The 20,404-nt window shown below is 32.4% G+C and carries 17 protein-coding genes and 1 riboswitch; of the genes, 9 read left to right on the top strand and 8 right to left on the bottom strand.

The window, feature by feature from the left end:
- Positions 1-23 precede the first annotated feature (23 nt).
- The 3 genes from Q0891_RS02635 (at position 24) to Q0891_RS02625 (ending at position 3,111) form a co-directional block, all read left to right on the top strand.
- On the top strand, positions 24-563 hold the full coding sequence (locus Q0891_RS02635) for a sigma-70 family RNA polymerase sigma factor (protein WP_299098512.1): 540 nt from the start codon (positions 24-26) through the stop codon (positions 561-563).
- 2 nt (positions 564-565) lie between these two features.
- Complete coding sequence (locus Q0891_RS02630) at positions 566-1,273, top strand: hypothetical protein (RefSeq protein ID WP_299098511.1); 708 nt, start codon at positions 566-568, stop codon at positions 1,271-1,273.
- 206 nt (positions 1,274-1,479) lie between these two features.
- On the top strand, positions 1,480-3,111 hold the full coding sequence (locus Q0891_RS02625; protein WP_299098510.1) for a T9SS type A sorting domain-containing protein: 1,632 nt from the start codon (positions 1,480-1,482) through the stop codon (positions 3,109-3,111).
- A gap of 30 nt (positions 3,112-3,141) precedes the next feature.
- Here Q0891_RS02625 and Q0891_RS02620 read toward each other — a convergent pair whose 3' ends face one another.
- Positions 3,142-6,198, bottom strand: coding sequence for a CHAT domain-containing protein (locus Q0891_RS02620; RefSeq protein ID WP_299098509.1), 3,057 nt, complete (start codon positions 6,196-6,198; stop codon positions 3,142-3,144).
- 86 nt (positions 6,199-6,284) lie between these two features.
- Here Q0891_RS02620 and Q0891_RS02615 point away from each other — a divergent pair, with 86 nt between their 5' ends.
- Complete coding sequence (locus Q0891_RS02615; protein ID WP_299098508.1) at positions 6,285-6,887, top strand: FAD-dependent oxidoreductase; 603 nt, start codon at positions 6,285-6,287, stop codon at positions 6,885-6,887.
- A 3-nt stretch (positions 6,888-6,890) separates the two neighbouring features.
- Here Q0891_RS02615 and Q0891_RS02610 read toward each other — a convergent pair whose 3' ends face one another.
- The 3 genes from Q0891_RS02610 to Q0891_RS02600 form a co-directional block, all read right to left on the bottom strand.
- A complete protein-coding gene (locus tag Q0891_RS02610) occupies positions 6,891-8,501 on the bottom strand; it encodes a S41 family peptidase (protein ID WP_299098507.1) in 1,611 nt (536 codons plus the stop codon).
- Between the two features lie 7 nt (positions 8,502-8,508).
- On the bottom strand, positions 8,509-8,952 hold the full coding sequence (locus Q0891_RS02605) for a dCMP deaminase family protein (RefSeq protein WP_299098506.1): 444 nt from the start codon (positions 8,950-8,952) through the stop codon (positions 8,509-8,511).
- Positions 8,953-9,046: 94 nt separating this feature from the next.
- The gene (locus tag Q0891_RS02600; RefSeq protein WP_299098505.1) at positions 9,047-9,643 is read right to left on the bottom strand and encodes a HupE/UreJ family protein; all 597 of its coding nucleotides are present in this window, start codon (positions 9,641-9,643) and stop codon (positions 9,047-9,049) included.
- 134 nt (positions 9,644-9,777) lie between these two features.
- A riboswitch (SAM riboswitch) is annotated at positions 9,778-9,901 on the top strand.
- 103 nt (positions 9,902-10,004) lie between these two features.
- Here Q0891_RS02600 and Q0891_RS02595 point away from each other — a divergent pair.
- From Q0891_RS02595 to metF, 4 genes are all read left to right on the top strand, one after another.
- Positions 10,005-11,171, top strand: a complete 1,167-nt coding sequence (locus Q0891_RS02595; protein WP_299098504.1) for an aminotransferase class I/II-fold pyridoxal phosphate-dependent enzyme — start codon at positions 10,005-10,007, stop codon at positions 11,169-11,171.
- Positions 11,171-12,172 (top strand): homocysteine S-methyltransferase family protein, encoded by a 1,002-nt coding sequence (locus Q0891_RS02590; protein ID WP_299098503.1) that lies wholly within the window; start codon positions 11,171-11,173, stop codon positions 12,170-12,172. The genes Q0891_RS02595 and Q0891_RS02590 overlap by 1 nt, the downstream gene beginning before the upstream one ends.
- A gap of 27 nt (positions 12,173-12,199) precedes the next feature.
- Positions 12,200-14,893, top strand: a complete 2,694-nt coding sequence (gene metH, locus Q0891_RS02585; protein ID WP_299098502.1) for a methionine synthase — start codon at positions 12,200-12,202, stop codon at positions 14,891-14,893.
- A gap of 80 nt (positions 14,894-14,973) precedes the next feature.
- Positions 14,974-15,927, top strand: a complete 954-nt coding sequence (gene metF, locus Q0891_RS02580) for a methylenetetrahydrofolate reductase [NAD(P)H] (protein ID WP_299098501.1) — start codon at positions 14,974-14,976, stop codon at positions 15,925-15,927.
- Between the two features lie 2 nt (positions 15,928-15,929).
- Here metF and Q0891_RS02575 read toward each other — a convergent pair whose 3' ends face one another.
- On the bottom strand, positions 15,930-16,769 hold the full coding sequence (locus Q0891_RS02575) for a DMT family transporter (protein WP_367179555.1): 840 nt from the start codon (positions 16,767-16,769) through the stop codon (positions 15,930-15,932).
- Positions 16,770-16,874: 105 nt separating this feature from the next.
- Positions 16,875-17,795, bottom strand: coding sequence for a T9SS type A sorting domain-containing protein (locus Q0891_RS02570; RefSeq protein WP_299098499.1), 921 nt, complete (start codon positions 17,793-17,795; stop codon positions 16,875-16,877).
- Positions 17,796-18,148: 353 nt separating this feature from the next.
- Between Q0891_RS02570 and Q0891_RS02565 the strand changes: the two genes are divergently transcribed.
- Complete coding sequence (locus Q0891_RS02565; protein WP_299098498.1) at positions 18,149-19,174, top strand: T9SS type A sorting domain-containing protein; 1,026 nt, start codon at positions 18,149-18,151, stop codon at positions 19,172-19,174.
- A 21-nt stretch (positions 19,175-19,195) separates the two neighbouring features.
- Here the strand turns inward: Q0891_RS02565 and Q0891_RS02560 are convergent, their stop codons facing one another.
- Entirely contained in the window at positions 19,196-19,714 is a 519-nt protein-coding gene (locus Q0891_RS02560) for a LacI family DNA-binding transcriptional regulator (RefSeq protein WP_299098497.1), read from the bottom strand.
- A 3-nt stretch (positions 19,715-19,717) separates the two neighbouring features.
- Entirely contained in the window at positions 19,718-20,386 is a 669-nt protein-coding gene (locus tag Q0891_RS02555; protein ID WP_299098496.1) for a bifunctional 4-hydroxy-2-oxoglutarate aldolase/2-dehydro-3-deoxy-phosphogluconate aldolase, read from the bottom strand.
- Positions 20,387-20,404 lie beyond the last annotated feature (18 nt).

Raw genomic sequence — 20,404 nt, 5'->3', positions numbered from 1 at the left:
ACTTTTTAGCTTATGTAACATTAATGGAAAAAGAACCTACACTAAAAGATCTTTTGAAGGATAAGAATAATAGCTTTGAACTGCTTTATAAAAATTATAAAGATGATTTCATTGCCTTTGGTAGAAAGTTCTCATTAAAAGAAAATGAAATAATAGATATTTATCAAGAGAGTTTTTTAACACTTTATGAAAATCTATTGAATGGAAAAATATCAGAATTTACAAGTAGTATAAAAACCTACTTATTTAGCATAGGGAAGTTTAAAATATATGAATACCTGAGAGCTAACTCTAAATTAAAAATTATAGATACTCCAATTAATGAGGAGATTACACTTGATGATTTAACTTTAGAAAATGAACTATTATCAGAAAGAGAACAGCTAATAAAAGCTAATTTCAAAAAATTAGGAAAGAAGTGTCAACGTATTTTAGAACTTTTTTATTTCAAAGGAAAAACATTAAATGATATTAAAGAAATTGAAAACTACGACAACACAGATGTCGTAAAAAGCTTAAAGTCGAGATGTTTAAGAACACTAAAACAACTCGTAAATGCATAGATATGAAAAGAGAAGAATTTATAGCACACTATTTCGATGGTACTCTCAATACCAAACAAAAAGCCTTGTTTATTGAATTAATGACAAATGATAATGAATTTAAAAAGCAAGTTGAATTTGAAGAACAGACGAAAACCGCTATTATTTCTGTAAAAAAAGACGAGCTTAAACAAAAGCTAGAACTATTAGAATCACCTAAAAAACAGTTTAAATTTTATGCTATTGCAATTGCAGCATCATTAATTATTGCATTAGGCATTTTTAGCTTGCTACAACCATCAAACCGCGTTACTAATGAGCAACTATTTGCTAATTATTTTGAGCCTTACCCAAATATCATTTCGCCAGCATCTCGAGGCAACCAAACTAAAAATGCCAAAATTGAGGCTTTTAACTATTACGATGCTAAAAACTATAATCTAGCCTCTCAAAAATTTGAGGCATTGTATAAATCTACCAACACGCCTTATTATTTATTTTATCATGCCATTTGTCAATTACAATTAGGCAAAACCGACAGTGCAATTACTCTTCTTAAAAAACGAGAAGGTGTTACAGATAAATTGAAAATGCATACTAATTGGTATTTGGCCTTAGCTTATTTAAAAACGAATAATACAACAGAGGCTAAAATTTTACTACAAATTATAAGCGCAGAAAACTCGTTTAAACACAAGGCTGCCAAAGATATTCTTAAAAAAATAAAATAAATAAGTTTACTTTTTATCATCATTGTCATTAATAAGAAACCAACAACTTATTAATGCTACATTATATGAAAAAACCACTACTTATTCTAAACCTCAATTTTTCAAAAGTGTAAAAACTGACTCTTCAAAGTATGTAATTACATCGCAACTGCTTTGAGCATTCAATAAAGATTAAAACCTCCTATTTTTTTTAAAATCAATTTATTATGAAACACTTATACATCCTAATATTTTCAAATGTACTTTTCATTATATCCATAAATGCACAAGCTAGTTTTTTCAAGACTGTAAGTACCACAAGTGAAACTAACCGCACAGTAAGTCCTGGAATAGAATTTAACGGATATCATTATTTTACTGCAGCCACCTCAACATACTTAATGCGTACAACACTTTGGAAAACAAATGGCACAGCAACTGAGACCATAGATTTCATTGATAATGAAGATGACATTTACAGTGCTCAAGCAATGTTTGTGTTTAACAATGAACTCTATTATTTAATAAATGAACTCGGTATTTCTAAAATCTTAAAAACAGACGGAACTACAAGCGTCACATTCTTAGAAGCAACAAATGAATCTCCATATTTAGCTATAGAGAATAGAACAATGGCTGTACTAAATACTAATTTTATTTTTAGTCATGGCTCACAAGCAACAGGCTACGAATTATATATTAGCGATGGAACACCGAACAACCATACTATGGTTAAGGATATTAATCCAGGCTCAAATTCTAGCGCTCCAATTTACTTCTCTAAAATAGCTAATAACAAAGTAGTGTTTATAGCCAACGATGGCAGTAATGGCAAGGAAATTTGGGTAACAGATGGCACAACTACTGGCACGAATTTAGTTAAAGACATCAATCCTAACGGTAATGCCTCTATAAACGGGTTAACAAGCTTCAATGGTAAAGCTTATTTTCAATTAGGAAATGATATTTGGGAAACCGACGGAACAGAAGAAGGTACTATAATCTTCCTCAACCTTAGAGGCCATGATAATTCTGAAACGCCTTTTCATATTTATAAAGATCATATGTATTTTACAGCTTACGATGCTTCATTTAACAAAGTAGATCTTTGGAAAACAGATGGAACTACAGCTGGAAGCACAATTTTAGTTAGCAATCTTAATTATGCTGATGTATTTAAAGGCACAAACGACATCTTATTTTTTGCTGCTCAAGATGATACACATGGTTATGAACTCTGGCGTACTGACGGAACTGTTAGCGGTACACACTTAACAAGAGATATCGTTCCAGGAATAGAAGATGGATTACTATCTAACTTATCTGAAAATGACCTGGGAAACGGAGGTGATCAACTTTATTTTCAAGCAGTATATTATGACGACGACGGAAATACAGATCCAGATTTACATAGAGAATTATGGACATCTGATGGAACGACAACAGGAACAGTTTTACACACAACTATAAATCAAACCTCAACAGGTAGCTATCCAGAATCATTTTTCAATATTAATGACAAACTCCTTTTTAAAGCAGACGTTACTCCAGAAGGTAATTTTTCAAATCAAGGTCTAAATTTATGGAGTGTAGATACCAACCTGCTATCGGTTTTAGAGCAAGAAAATATTTCAAATAAATTAAAAGTATATCCCAACCCAAGTTCAAACTCTATTGCTATTTCTAATAAAGACAATATTAATGAAGTAGTTATCTTTTCTATGGATGGTAGAGAAATCAAAACTATAAATTCAAATTTTGGATATATTTCTATACACGATTTATCATCTGGCACTTATTTACTGTCTGTAAAACTTAAGGATGGGAAACATAGCACTTTAAAATTTTTAAAGCAGTAATTCACAACTTTAAAGTTTTAGACTTGGCGATTAAGACTTCGGTTTTAATCGCCTTTTTATAATAAGAATGATTATTAATAGTATAGCAGAACAAATAATGCCATAAGTCCACGATAAATTGGTTGGTTCAATAATTGCCGAAGTATCACCTGTTAATATAAAACCTGCCCAATAATAAGGGTGCTTTAAATTGGGGTCTTCAGTATTGTTTAAGTAATGTAGTTTAGCATTTTTAAGGGCTACATTCTTTTGTTGTCCTTGTTTTAAATTCTTATAAAACTCCTTCATTATTAAAGAGGTTTCTTTATCAGGAACTCGCCATAAACTTGTTAAGGTAGCATCACTGCCTGCATATTGAAAAGCTCTAGAGAGGCTTAAAACCCCTTCAACTGGATCTATGTCTCCATAAGCAGTGCTACAGGCGCTCAGTGTAGTAAGGTTAGACGACAATTGTAGGTTATAAATATCTTTAATACTCATATAATCTGTCTCTTCGCTTCCTGAGAATAATAGCATTGCCTCCTCATTAGATTCTGGATTAGCAACGGTAGCATGCATCGCTAAATGCACCAATGTGTAGTCATCAACATGCGCAATAAAATTCCCTTTATTTGCATCTTTACCACTAAATAAACGACCATCAAATAATTGTGTAATAAAATAAGCTTCTTCATAAGCATTTGGTAGCTCATAACTACCAGAACGCTCTACATTAGCTATTACTTTAGAATTACTACTATTTTTACTAGAGTATTTTGGTGCGTAAGCAACAATAGAGATCTTATCTGCTTTTTTATTTCGCTTTGTATCTAAAGCTAAAGATGAATTATAACTTATGGCTTTCTCACTGTTTAAAAAGTCGGAGCCTAATAGAGTTTCAAATGGCAAAAAGTTAAGCTCTTCATGAGGTATAATTTTTATTATAGAATACGGCTCAGAATCATCAAAGACTGGCTTTAAATAAGTCTTAATAGCATTAATTTCATTAAATATCTCATCTTTTGATATTATTGATTTTGTAAAGTTATCAATAAGATTATTCAACGTTTCTCGTTCTCCAAGTTTATAAAATTTAAGTTCTTCATTAGTTATTAAATATGCATAAATTTTGGTCTCTGTTACATAAAATCTTAAAACTGCTGAAGCGCTAACCAAAGAAGAACGATAAGTCTCTAAATCAAAACTCGGTGAGGTGTAAAAAACATATTTTGGATATTTTTCTCTGATTATTGAATTAACACTATCTCTATAATTAACAAATTTTAAATACGTTTCATTTTCAGTTATACTAGTATTGTTTACTTTATTTTGATATTGCTTTGTAATTTTAAAGAGTTTTCTAGTTGCCTTTTCACGTTGATCAATCAATAGTTTTAAATCACTATCTCGATTCATAACTATATCCTTATTTTCATTTTTCTGTAGCATTTCAAGAGATTGATTTCCCTCTAAAATTCTGATAATAACGTTATCATTCTCTAAGGATCTTACTCGAGTGGCTAAAATACCTTCATTTATTTCTTTAAGTAATTTAATCTCATTAGGATTGAAACCTTGATTTAACTTTAGTTTATTTAATAAAATTGCTGCTAAAATATAAAGTTGATTACTCTTAGGTTTTAAATAGTCTAAATTAGATTGAGAATAAGTGTTAAAAATATCTGCCAATTTCATTAAACGTTGAATAGTATTTGAGTCTGCTATAATATTTTTAATATCATCATTGTTAGACAGCGCTTTGTCGAGATTATTAATTTTTAGTTGACTTAAATAAACTTTTAGTAGGCTATCTACTTTTTTGAAATCTTTATCTAAAAGATAATTTTCAATCGTATAAATTTCAGCACTCCTAATATTATGAAGCGAATTTAATTCTATAGCTATCGTCTTAAATTTCTTTAAATAGTAATAAGCACTATCACTCTGTTTTTTGCGATTATAGAATGTGATTAAGCCATCGTAAGCATTCAATGGATTTATATGCGCATCATAGTCTAAATGACTAATTAAATCTATTGCGCTATGAAATATTTGTGGAATTTCAGGATCTTTTGGATTAATATTCTCGTGTAAATATCCTTGAATTTGAAGCGCATTTGCCATATTACCTATAGCCAAAAAGTACTCTTCTGTATTTGGAGGAAACTGCTTTAGAGCTATAGCATATAATCTTTTTAGCTCATCTAGCTCTTTATAAAATTTATCTTTTTCTTTTGATTTAGAAAACAAATATAATTTTCTAAAACTTACAAGAATATCATCAATAATATCTACTGGTACCATATACTTCTCATAAAGGTCTAGGAAAATATGCGCCTTTGGTAAGTCTCCCATTCTGATGTATGTACTTGTCATCATACCTAACAAATCTGCTTTATAGAGATTGTAATTTAGAATATCATCATGCTTTTCTTTGACAAGTTTTTCGGAATATCTTAATATTCTTCTCTGCATATCTCCATCTCCCAAATGGCGCGCACATAATAAGTATGGTGTTTGCATATTTATTTTAGAAAGTAATAGAGATTCCTTTTTCTCTTTAGAAGAATCTTCCTCAAGGCTGTTATCAATAATATTAAAAGCTGGAATAAAAACACTTTCGATAGCTTTATCGCATTGACCAGTGTATAATAATTGATTAATCAGTACACTATAGGTCTCTAGTATCAATTCTATATCTAAGTCATTTTCTGTATTACAAAAAGTTATAAAATCTTCCATGCATTTTATAGCATTGGCATGATCACCAATATCTTCGTAAAATCCCCAAATATCTTTATAAAGTTTGAAAGCATAGGTGATATCTTTCTGCTCCACGTTCTCATAACTTATAAGTATTTTTTCAGCCAATGTCATAATTGAATCTATGGGCAAATTTGATCTTCTTTTAATAAGATATTCATTATACAATTTTTTAGTAAACACGAGATTTGTACTATCCTTCCTATTTCCTTGTTTATAAGTTAAATTTACGGCTATGTTAGTTTTAAAAAACTTTTCACGTTTCTCTGTACTTTTATGACTGTAAAAAGTCATTAAAATGACTAAACAAAATATAAATGAGAATAAGTTCTTTATAAATTTCATAATCTCTATTTGTTAGGTATAATGAATTAAGAATAAAAATAAGTTATGTTTCATATAACTAAAAATTAATTTTATAATCTATTTCTATGTTCAACACACTAATTATTGGCGCTGGTGCAGCAGGTTTATCTTGTGCATTAGTATTAGGCTCTGCAAAAAACAAACCTTTTGCAGAAAACAAACACATTGCAATTATAACCCATCAAAAAACATCGCACTTGCAAAATGCATTATTTAATAATGTTCTTGGATTAAAACCAGGAACTTTAGGTGCAGATATTCTAAATGATGGTTTAGAGCAATTGACTAAATTATATCCTCACGTCAACCAAATTCATAAAGAAAAAGTACTGTCGGTAACTAAGCAAGATGAGCACTTTATTATTGAAACTAATAGAAATAGTTACACTTCTACCATTGTAGTTGTTGCTGTAGGATATACCAGCTTAATGCATATTGATGGTTTAAAACCTTATATAGAACCACATCCTAGAGCTGTATTAGAAAAAGATAGAATCTGGTTAAAAAACACAGACCATCGTATTGATAAAAACTTATATGTTGCTGGTACGTTAGCAGGTTGGCGTAGTCAATTTGCTATAGCTAGCGGAAGTGGAGCGCATGTTGCTACTGATATATTAACACTATGGAATAACGGTAAGCATACTAAAGTGCACGATAAAATATAGGATTTAATCTTGTGTGCTATCTGGATATTCTGTACTAAGTAAAATAACTTCTTGTACCATAATATCTTCCTTATTAATTATTTCTTCAAAAGCATTATCATCAAATAATTGTCGTGCTAATGTCGCCTTTATTATGCGTCTTATTTCGTCGTTATAAGCTACAAAAGTGATATTTGTTCGTTCTCTTTCGTTGACATACTCCTCAAATCTTACAACAATATCGTCACTCACTTCAAAATTATTAATAAAGTCATATTTAGAAACATCTTCATATAAAGCTCTAGCCTTATCTAGTTCTTCAAATACAAAATAACCAAAATGTCCTCGTCTTCTCAGGTAATTAATGGTTTCATTATCAAATAAACGGTCTACAGGTACAAATACGTCTGGTATGATGCCTCCTCCTCCATAAACTACTTTTCCTTTAGGTGTTGTAAATTTCAACGAATCGTCAACCTCAATACTTTCTTCTTCTGCTAATTCACCTGTTCTTAAACGCTTGTAATATTCGTTATAATAATCTTCATTTCCACCGTTTACATAAGGTCTTTGTATAGAGCGACCAGTTGGTGTATAATATCTAGAAACCGTTAATCTAACTGCACTTCCATCACCTAAAGACATTTCGCGCTGTACTAATCCTTTTCCATAAGAACGTCTTCCCACTATTGTTCCCTTATCGTTATCTTGAAGTGCGCCTGCAATTACCTCACTCGCAGATGCCGAATTCTCATTAATAAGAATAAAGATTTCACCGTCTTCAAAATCGCCTCGCCTTGTAGCATACGTACGTTCCTCTCTTCCCTTTTTATCTCTAGTAAACAATATCAATTTATCATCTTCTAAAAATTCGTCTGCAATTTGCTCTGCAATTCCTAAAAAACCACCAGGATTATCTCTAAGGTCTAAAGTTAATTTAGTTGCACCTAAATCTTTAAGTTCTTCTAAGGCATCTTTAAATTCTGTAAATGTAGTTTCTGCAAAACGATTCATTTTAATATACCCTAAGTCGTCAGTAAGCATATAAGCTGCATCTATACTTTTAATTGGTATTTCTTTTCGTTTTATTTCAAACTCAAGCAAATCGTCTTCGCCCTTTCTATAAACCGTTAAGTTCACATAGGTGTTTTTTTTGCCTCTTAGCTTTTCACCAATTAAATCGTAATCAAATTTTTCACCATAAATAGTGTCTCCATTAGCGTACAGAATACGATCGCCACTCATAATACCAGCGCGTTCACTCGGACCTCCTTCCGTAGGTTTTATGACGGCAATGGTATCTTTATACGGATAAAAATTAATTCCTATACCTACAAAATTACCTTTCATATTTTCGGTAATTCGTTCTAAATCTTCTTTAGGTATGTATGATGAATGTGGATCTAAATTGTTCAATATGCCATTCACTGTAACATCAACAATACTATCTGTATTTACCTCTTCTACGTATTCGTAATCTATATAATCAATTAATCTGTTGAGTTTATCTTTTTTGCTATTTGTTGAAAAAAGATTATCTGAAGTATCTGTAAAATTTAATCTTCCACCAATAATAACACCAGCTGCAATAGCAACACCAATAATTAGTGGTATGTATTTGTTTTTTGTAGCCATATTTCCCCTATGATTGGGAATCTTCTTTTAAATCTTCAATAAATTCTAATTCAATGCCCGCTTTTTCAAGAAACTTAATCCCAGAATCATCCTTATAACCTTGATGGTAAACTACTCTTACAATACCTGCTTGATGAATTAATTTACTACATTCTTTACAAGGCGATAATGTAATGTATAACGTAGCTCCTTGACAAGATTGTGTGGACGAAGCTACTTTAAGAATAGCGTTAGCTTCAGCATGTAATACATACCATTTTGTGTATCCTTCGTCGTCTTCGCAATAATTTTCAAAACCTGTTGGTGTACCATTGTAACCATCAGAAATTATCATTCTATCTTTTACAATAAGCGCGCCAACTTGTTTGCGTTTACAATGAGATAATTTTCCCCATTCTTTAGCAATGCGTAAATAAGCTTTATCGTAACGTAATTGTTTAGTGTCTGGCATTAAAAATATTCTTAAAAAAGTACACTTGTAAGGAACGAATATAAACGCTTAGTATTTTATAACCAATTTACTCTCCTTAAATTTTAACCAAACTTTAAGTATTACTGAATAATTCGCTACCAATTATCATAGGAATCACTAAACCTGCCACTACTGAAGAAAGCACCAAAACCCAATCGCGTTTAGAGACTCTAAAGATGGTTTGGCATAAAAAACCTATAAATAAGACAATAAACACTATAATAACTTGGGCTAATTCAATACCAAGTGCAAACTCAACGAGGAGTTCTAATCTATTTTCACTTTTGCCAGAAAACATTTTAAACTCTCTTGCAAAGCCCAATCCATGTATAATACCAAAGAATAATGTTGTAAAAAATAATAAGCCTGCTTTGGTGGATTTTGATTTCTTTCCTGAAGTAAAAATGTTATAAATCGCAGCAGCCAATATGGTTACAGGTATTAAAAATTCAACTAATTTTCCGTTAACACCTACAATACCATAAGCCGCTAAAACTAAAGATAGTGTATGACCTAAAGTAAACATTGAAACAAGTAAAAGTACACGCTTCCAATCTTTAAAAAGGTAAGGTACTGCTAATACCATTAAAAAAAGTACATGGTCGTAACCATTGATATCTAAAACATGGTTCATGCCATATTGAACATTAAACCAAAAATTATCTAACATAATTAATTCTTTGGGATTCCTCAAAGTTACAATTAAAACATAATATGATTTTGTTAAATAAAGTGAATATAATTTGCTTTTTGTCGTTTTCTTTCGGAATATTGTACTTCACAAAGTTCAAATAACTTATTGAGATGTTATCCAGAAAGGCAGAGGGATTAGACCCATTGAAGCCTTAGCAACCCTTAAACTTATTAAGAAGGTGCTAAATTCTACGTAATTAACGATTCATTTATCGTTTAATTGGATAGATAACCAAGCCTAATTACCTCATCATGGTAATTTAATTTCTTATAACATTTTTTTATTTACACGTCTTCATAAAGACGATTTGATTTTGAATTATTTAGTAAAAAATAAAATGAGTTCAAAACACATAGAAACAGAAGCCATAAGAACCCAAATTGAGCGTTCACAATATTTAGAACATTCTAGCCCATTGTATTTAACATCGAGCTACGTTTTTGAAGATGCTGAAGATATGCGCGCATCATTTGCAGACGAAAAAGAACGCAACATATACAGTCGTTACTCTAACCCAAACTCTTCAGAATTTGTAGAAAAAGTTTGTAAAATGGAAGGCGCAGAACGTGGTTATGCATTTGCTTCTGGTATGTCTGCAGTGTTTTCTACTTTTGGAGCTTTGTTAGATTCCGATGATCATATTATTTCATCTCGAAGCATATTTGGTTCTACACAAACCTTATTCAATAACATTTTACCAAAGTGGAAGATTTCAACTAGCTATTTTAAAATTGATGAATTAGATGATATCGAAAGCCTAATTCAACCGAATACCAGAGTCATTTATGCTGAGAGTCCTACAAATCCTGCAGTAGATATTTTAGATTTAGAACGTTTAGGCAACATTGCAAAAAAACACAACCTTTTATTTATTATTGATAATTGTTTTGCAACGCCTTATTTGCAACAACCTATAAAGTTCGGTGCAGATTTGGTAATCCATTCTGCTACAAAATTAATGGATGGACAAGGCAGAGTTTTAGGAGGAGTAACCGTTGGAAGTGCAGAATTAATTCAAAAAATATATTTATTCGCTAGAATCAGCGGACCAGCATTATCACCTTTTAATTCATGGGTGTTATCTAAAAGTTTAGAAACCTTACCTGTTAGAGTCGATAGACATTGTGATAATGCTCTTAAAGTGGCAACGTTTTTAGAAAGTCATGATAACGTGAAACTGGTAAAATATCCATTTCTAAAATCACATCCACAATATGAATTGGCAAAAAAACAAATGAAATTAGGTGGAAGCATAGTGGCCTTTGAAATTAAAGGCGGCATTGAAGCCGGAAGACAATTTCTAAATTCTATTAAGCTATTATCGCTTTCTGCAAATTTAGGAGATACAAGAACTATAGTGACACATCCTGCATCAACAACACATGCTAAAATACCAGAAGATATCCGTTTAGAAACAGGAATCACAGCTGGCTTAATTAGAATTTCAGTTGGCTTAGAACATCCTGAAGACATTATTAACGATTTAAAACAAGCATTAAACTAATGGCAAATATTAAAGACGAATTACAAAAGCGAATCTTAGTTCTCGATGGTGCCATGGGAACAATGCTTCAGCAATATAGCTTCTCTGAAGTAGATTTTAGAGGCGAACGCTTTAAAGATTACCCATCGCCTTTGCAAGGGAACAATGATTTATTATCCATAACGCAACCCGAAGCTATAGCAACAATTCATGCTAAATATTTTGAAGCTGGAGCTGATATCGTTGAAACCAATACCTTCTCTGGGACTACCATTGCCATGGCTGATTACGACATGGAAGATTTAGTGTATGAGTTGAATTTTGAATCTGCTAAAATCGCGAGAGAAGTTGCTGATAAATTCACAAAAGAGAATCCTGAAAAACCACGTTTTGTAGCTGGAAGTATTGGACCAACAAACCGAACAGCAAGTTTATCACCAGACGTTAACCGACCAGAATATAGAGCTATAACCTTTAACGAATTACGCGTTGCTTACAAACAACAAGTAGAAGCTCTAATTGATGGCGGTGTTGATATGCTTTTGGTTGAAACTATTTTTGATACGCTTAATGCTAAAGCTGCTTTATTTGCGATTGAAGAAGTCAAAGAGGAACGTCATATTGATATTCCAATTATGGTTTCTGGGACGATTACTGATGCTTCTGGTAGAACCTTATCTGGGCAAACCGTTGAGGCATTTTTAACCTCAGTATCTCATATTCCGCTATTAAGTGTGGGCTTTAATTGTGCACTTGGCGCGCAACAATTAAAGCCATATTTACAACGCTTATCAGACGAAACTGAGTTTTTCACTTCAGCACATCCCAACGCAGGTTTACCAAACGCTTTTGGAGAATATGATGAAACACCAGAACAAATGCAAAGCTATATTGAAGACTACTTAAAAGATAATCTTATCAATATCATTGGCGGCTGCTGTGGCACTAGTCCTGAGCATATAAAAGCGATTGCTGATGTAGCTCAGAAATATAAACCGAGAAAACTTGTCATTCCTGCATAAGCAGGAATCCACTTTGAAAAGACTCACATGACTCAAAATAAAAAATACCTAACACTTTCTGGTCTTGAACCTCTGGTTGTGACGCCAGAATCAAACTTCATTAATGTAGGTGAACGTACCAACGTCACTGGTTCGCGTAAATTTCTTCGACTAATAAAAGAAGAAAAATACGACGAAGCCTTAGAAGTTGCACGAGACCAAGTAGATGGAGGCGCACAAATTCTAGATGTAAACATGGATGAAGGGATGTTAGATGGTGTTTATGCCATGACAACCTTTTTAAATCTCATTGCATCAGAACCCGATATTTCTCGAATTCCGTTGATGATTGACAGTTCTAAATGGGAAATTATAGAAGCTGGCTTGCAAGTGGCGCAAGGTAAATGTGTCGTTAATTCTATCAGTTTAAAAGAAGGCGAAACGCTATTTAAGCATCACGCTAAACTGATAAAACGTTATGGCGCTGCTGTTGTGGTTATGGCTTTTGATGAAGATGGCCAAGCTGATAATTACCAGAGACGTATTGAAATTTGTAAACGTTCGTATCACATTTTAGTCAACGAACTAAAATTTCCTGCTCAGGACATCATTTTTGACCCAAATATTTTTCCGGTTGCTACAGGTATGGACGAGCATCGCAGAAATGCGCTCGACTTTTTTGAAGCTACCAAATGGATTCGTGAAAACTTACCACATGCCAACGTTTCTGGAGGTGTGAGTAATGTATCTTTTTCATTCAGAGGAAATAATGTGGTACGCGAAGCGATGCATTCCGCATTTTTATATCACGCAATTAAAAACGGCATGAACTTAGGGATTGTAAACCCAACGATGCTTGAAGTTTATGATGAAATTGATAAAGATTTATTAGAACGCGTAGAAGATGTTCTCTTTGATAGACGCGATGATGCTACTGAGCGTTTATTAGATTTTGCCGAATCTGTAAAAGGTCAGAAAAAAGAGCAAGACCATAAAGTACAAGAATGGAGAAGCGACCCTTTACAAGATAGAATTACACACGCTTTAGTAAAAGGAATTGATGCTTTTATTTTGGAAGATGTAGAAGAAGCACGTTTAGCTTCAAAGAAACCTATTGAAGTCATCGAAGGGCATTTAATGATTGGTATGAATGTGGTTGGCGATTTATTTGGAAGTGGTAAAATGTTCTTACCGCAAGTGGTAAAATCGGCAAGAGTAATGAAAAAAGCCGTGGCTTATTTGCAACCTTTTATTGAAGCTGAAAAAGATGGTAAACAAGAATTCGCAGGTAAAATACTAATGGCAACCGTAAAAGGCGATGTGCATGATATTGGAAAGAATATCGTGAGCGTAGTTTTAGGTTGTAATAATTATGAAATTATTGATCTTGGCGTGATGGTGCCACCAGAAAAAATTATTGAAACAGCTATAAAAGAAAACGTGGATATCATTGGGTTGAGTGGTTTAATTACACCTTCGCTTGATGAAATGGTTTATGTGTCTAAATCACTAGAGAAACAGAATGTAAAAATCCCATTAATTATTGGTGGCGCAACAACCTCTAGAGCGCATTCCGCTGTGAAAATCGCACCACATTACAACAATACTGTGGTTCATATTAATGATGCATCAAGAGCGGTAACCGTTGTTGGAGATTTACTTAAGGAAGACAGTAAAATCTATAAAAATCAAATTAGAGAAGAGTATGATGCCTTCCGAGAGCAATTCTTAAAACGTACCAAGAAAAAGGATTATTTAACGATTGCTGATGCTCGTAAAAACAAATTCAAAATTGATTGGAATACTTCTGAAATTGTAAAACCTGAACAATTAGGGATTCAAATTATAGAAGATTTCGATATTAATAAACTTGAAGAGTTTATTGATTGGTCACCATTTTTTAGAAGTTGGGATTTACATGGTAAATATCCAGCCATTCTAACAGATGATATCGTTGGGGAACAAGCCACAGAATTATTCGCAGATGCACAAGTGTTATTGAAACGTATTTTTGATGAAAAACTGCTTAAAGCCAAAGCAATTTTTGGGCTTTTTGAAGCCAATACTGTAAATGATGATGATATTGAGATTTCATCTGTCAGTTCGAGCGCAGTCGAGAACAAAGAACAAACCTATAAATTCTTAACCCTTCGTCAACAATCCAAAAAATCAGAAGGCAAACCCAATATTGCTCTAGCTGATTTTATTGCACCAAAAACAACCAACAAACAAGATTATATGGGCTGTTTTTGTGTCTCTACAGGTTTTGGAACCGCAGAATTAGCAGCACAATTTGAAGCAGAACACGATGATTATAATTCCATTATGATAAAAGCTTTAGCGGATAGATTAGCCGAAGCCTTTGCCGAATATTTACACAAGGAAGTAAGAATAAAACATTGGAATTATGCCAACAACGAAAACCTTTCTAACGATGAATTAATTAAAGAAAGCTATAAAGGTATTCGCCCAGCACCAGGTTATCCTGCTTGTCCAGACCATTTAGAAAAGAAAACCATTTGGGATATTCTAAAAGTTGAAGAAAACATTGGCGTAAAACTTACAGAGAGTTTAGCCATGTGGCCAGCGGCAAGTGTTAGTGGTTACTATTTTGGTAATCCTGAAGCTCGATATTTTGGTTTAGGAAAAATTAAAGAAGACCAAATTGAAGATTATAGTAAACGCAGAGAGATCTCGAATGAAGAGGCAACAAAATGGTTGAGTCCTAATATTGCGGATTAACTGTCATTCCTGTGAAAACAGGAATCTACCGATAAATATATTATTAATTAAAAAGATTCCCACTTTCGTGGGAAGTAAACATGAAAGTAACAGACCACATAAAAAATGCTAACGGAAAAACCTTATTTTCTTTTGAAATAATTCCACCTAGAAAAGGAAATAGCATACAACAACTCTATAATAACATTGATCCATTAATGGAATTCAATCCACCTTTTATAGATGTGACAACTTCGAGAGAAGAATACCTTTATATTGAAAAACAAGGGCTTTTAGATCGTAAAATTACGCGTATGCGTCCAGGAACTGTTGGTATTTGTGCAGCAATAAAACACAAGTACGATGTAGATACGGTTCCACATGTACTCTGTGGTGGCTTTACAAAAGAAGAAACAGAATACTTGTTGGTAGATTGCCATTATTTAGGCTTAAATAATGTAATGGCTTTACGAGGCGATGCTATGAAACATGAACAATATTTTAAAGCTTGCGATGGTGGTCATCAATTTGCAAAAGGCTTGGTTAGTCAGATTCAAAATCTTAATAAAGGTCAATATTTACACGATGTTCTTGAAGCCGATGATAAGTCTGATTTTTGTATTGGTGTTGCTGGTTACCCAGAAAAACATTTAGAAGCACCTTCATTAAAAACAGATTTAAAACGTCTTAAAGAAAAAGTAGATGCAGGAGCAGATTACGTAGTAACCCAAATGTTTTTTGACAATAAAAAATACTTCGAATTTGTAAAAGCTGCAAAAGCCGAAGGGATTAATGTTCCTATAATTCCAGGTATAAAACCTTTAGCTGTAAAACGCCATTTACAACTATTACCACAAGTGTTCAAAATTGATTTACCAGAAGATTTAATTGATGCTGTAGACGATTGTAAAACCAATCTAGACGTGAGACAAGTTGGCGTTGAATGGGCAATACAACAATCGAAAGAATTACAAGAAGCTGGTGTACCTGTGCTTCATTATTACTCTATGGGAAAAAGTGATAACGTAAAGGCTATTGCTTCGGAATTATTTTAATATTAGGCTTTTTTCTTAGTTACAACATTTAAGGTTAAACCTGTAACTATTAATAATACGCCTACAATACTCCAGATGGTGTACACTTCTTTAAACCAAATGAGTCCTATAATTATTGTGAAGATCACTTCGAGATATTTTAAAGGTGCTACTTGGTTTGTTTCTCCGGCTTGTAAAGCTTTGGTCATGTACAACTGTGCAAAATAGCCAAAAACGCCAAGACTCATTAGAATAAGCCATTCTTTACCTACAGGCGTTATCCAATTATTAATTGATAATAAGCCACCAATTACTGCAGAGATTATCATAAAATAATTCACGATTACCACAGGATGATCTGCATTACCTATTTTACGAATAAAGATGTAAACAAATCCCGCAAATAAAGCTGAAGTTAACGCTAATAATACACCAACAATTTCTATATCTGAATCATCAAAACCTTTTAAAATTAAAACACCTGCAAAAGCGATTGTAAAAAAGAGCCACTGAATAGGTTTAATCTTTTCTTTTAAAATAAATAACGCAAAAACAGTCGCAAAAATTGGAGCTATATATCGTAGGGAAACTGCTGTTCCCATTGCGATGTATTTTATAGACATAAAAAACAAGGTCATAGAAATGAGCCCAACAAGGCTCCGCATAATCATTAAACCTCTTTTATTTCCTAGTAATGAAATCTTATTTTTCAGCAAGAAAGGAATTGTAAAAAACAAAGAGCCTAACGCTCTAAAAAATACAATTTGATATACGCTAAAATCTTTCAGTGATTTTACAAATACATTTAATAATGTAAATGCGAGTGCACTTATTACCATGTATTGAATTGCTTTTTTCAGAATATAAATTTTTGAGGATTATGATTAATTTCTTAGAGACAACAATTTAAATAAAAAAAGGTAACTCAATTAATTAAGTTACCTTTTTTAAAAAATCAAAAATTCTAATTACTCAATTACAATTCGTTTAGTCACTGATTTAGAACCAGCGTTAACTTTTAATAAATATACACCAGAAGCCATCTCTGAAACATTTATTGAATCATTTACTAAACTTGAAGTCGAAAGTACTTTTGAACCAAGAATATTATATAATTCAACAGAATCAATTTGAGTTTGATCTCCTGATTTAATTGTTAAGTTTGATGTTGCAGGATTAGGATATACCTTTAAGCTAGAAGAAAAGAAATCTTGTGTTGAAAGTGCAGTTGTATTCACTAATTGCAAGTTGTCCATTCTAACTTCAGAATCTCCATTCATCCAACCTTTATCTTTACTAGAATCTCCATGAGTAGCTGCATCATATACACCAACGGCTCTTACAAATAAAGCAATACTTGTTTCCGTTCCTGTATTAAAAGTAACTTGTGCAATATCATTTGCATCCGTATTTCCTGGAGGTACTGATGTTGAATACGCTAATTGATTTGCAGTATTCTCAACAGATGCTACGGTTTCATATCCAAACCCATCTTGTGCAGCAGTTGCTGGCAGATCATAAGCTGGTGTGTAACCATCTATGTACGCGCTTCCTTTCAATACAATCACTTCAATATAAAGTGTTGTAGTTGGGTCAATTTTATAAGTGTACTCTAAATCTAAAGTATAATCACTTCCTGCTACAACTTCAACTTCTTGATAAATTCCGTCAGACTCAAAGTCATCTAGTTTTACTACGTCGTTTCCACTTAAGGTAGAAGATTCACCCTGGTCTGCTATATCTTTATTGATCCATCCTGCACATGCACAATCTGAACCAGAAGACTTTGGTATATTATCAAACACAGCATTGTGGACTGTAGGCTGTACTTGAGCAAAGCCAAAAGCACAAATTAAAAAGGATAAAGTAAAAAGTAGTTTTGTTTTCATAATTGTTGTTTTAATTTATTAGTTTTAGTTTGAAATCTATTAAATTAAGGCTTGTTAGTCACCTTAACCCCAATTGGTTTACCAAATTGGTAAACCAAATATAATAAAAAATCATAAGCGATAACGTTTTCGATTGTAGAATTCTTAATAAATGTATTTATTTTAACATAGAGCAGTAATTATTTATAGGGAGTTTTATTTATTACGCATATAATTAACAAATAAATAGATTCAATTCAGCACTGTGTAATATGTACATCAAAAAAATATCTCTACATTATAATTTAGTTTACTCATTAAAAGACAGTGTAATGAATTCAAGAATAATTCTGATTATGATAATTTTTAATTTCATGAATTTAGTTAGAGCACAAGTTGTATTGAGTGCGGATGGACCTGGCTCTACCTATGAAATTATTAATAATGTTTTCGCACCTGGATATAATGCCGTAGAAGTTCCTGATTGTGAACACACTAATTTTGGTAGACATATTGATGAGATATTTGACACTGAATTAAATACAAACGTATTTCGATTTATAGCACACAAAACACCAGATAATGACAGATGTATTAACTTTGATCGACAACGAACCGAAATTAAGACGTATAGTTCTTCTCCTGATAATTTAAAAGCCATAGAAGGTGAAACGGTAGAATACAAATGGAAATTTAAATTAGATATTAATTTTCAGCCTTCTTCGAGTTTTACACACTTGCATCAAATTAAATCAGTGGATGGTGCATATGCATCTATTCCACTTATTACACTTACAGCTCGTAAAGCTAATCCTGATAGAATAGAACTTCGTTATTCAACAACAAATAGCCAAAGTACTATAGTAACGGCAGAATTAGATAATTTTAGAGGGCATTGGATAGAAGTTACGGAGCAAATAACCTATGGCAACAATGGAAGATATGCTATTGATGTTGTCCGTATTTCAGATAATTCTAATCTATTAAGTTATAATAATACGTCAATGGATACTTGGCAAGATGGTGCATCATTTGCAAGACCAAAATGGGGCATCTATAGGAGTCTAAATAATAGTAATGATCTCAGAGACGAAAATGTACTTTTTAATGATTTTAGTATTGAAGAAATTGATCTCCTATCTAACCCAAATGTTGAATTGGAAAATACTGAATTGCAATTAGTGCCTAATCCATCTCAAAATAGTGTCACAATAAAAAAATTAGAAATTAATTACTTTGATACTATCCAAATGTTTGATAATACAGGGAAAGAAATTGAACTAACCTATCGTTTAAAAAATGAAGTCATAGATCTGTCTGGTTTAGAAACAGGAATATATTTCATTTGCCTATCTCGAAATAACGATGGGTCTAAAATTTTAAAATGTATAGTTGAATAAATGTCTTTACAAATTGCAAATTTAGCCCTTAAGTACATTTAAAATACTTTGATTAGCCATAGACTTAATTTCCTCTAAAGGTTGATTAAAACTAACATTTAACAGCTCAACTGGAAAAATATCACTTGAATATTTAGATTTTTCTTTAGTCTCTTCAGATGATATTAATATAATACCATCAATAGAGCCATCACTTAAACTTTTGATATAATTTAATTCTTTAGAGCTAGAATCAAAAGATTGATAAAAGAAGATTCTATAGCCTAATTTTTCCGCAGATTTCTGTAAATGACACAATGCGTAATTGTAGCGAGGTTCCGTAACTTTTGGTAGAATAACTGCAATAGAACCTGTTTTTTGCATTCTAAGAGAAACAGCATAACTATTAGGAACATAGTTATGCTGTTTTGCTATATTTTTAATGGCGTCTCTTGTAGCTTTACTAATTTCAAGTTTATTATTCAGTGCTTTTGATACCGTAGATATTGAATATCCAGATATAGAAGAAAGCTCTTTTATAGTTACGCCAGACGACTTCAATTGTTATGATCTTAAATCTTTAATAATACTTAATGCATTTCTTGTATCAGATTCAATCTTTGCTAAATCATAATTACCATCTGCACCTTTCGCTATTAATTTTGAACCCATACCTACACAAGTTACTCCAGCTTTAAACCAACCTTCTAAATTTTCTCTTGTTGGAGAAACACCTCCTGTAGGCATTATGCTTGTCCATGGTTGAGGGCCTTTTATAGCTTTTACGAAATCTGCTCCGTATATTCCACCTGGAAACAATTTAACAACTTCACAGCCTAATTCCTCCGCTCTACAGATCTCAGTTAAAGAACCACAGCCTGGAGACCATGCTACTTTTCTTCTATTACAAACTATTGCAATATCTTCTCTTAATACAGGTGTTACAATAAAATTCGCACCTAAAGCCATAAAGCGTGACGCTGAAGCTGCATCTGTAACTGAACCGACACCCATTATCATACCTGGTAATTCTTTAAGAACCCACTTGTTTAGTTCTCCAAAAACTTCATGAGCGAAATCTCCTCTTGCTGTAAACTCTAATAAACGCGCACCACCATCGTAAGTTGCCTTTATTACTTTTTTACCTATTTCTAAATCTGCATTATAAAACAAAGGCACCATACCTGTCTGTTTCATAACATTCGCAACTTCTATTCTTGTATAATTTGCCATAATTTTATGTTTATTTTT

Source organism: uncultured Winogradskyella sp. (assembly GCF_947498005.1).
In the GTDB taxonomy this organism is placed as follows: Bacteria; Bacteroidota; Bacteroidia; order Flavobacteriales; family Flavobacteriaceae; genus Winogradskyella.
The sequence above is the reverse complement of the archived record's forward strand: the minus strand, read 5'-3'. Positions and strand labels throughout refer to the sequence as shown.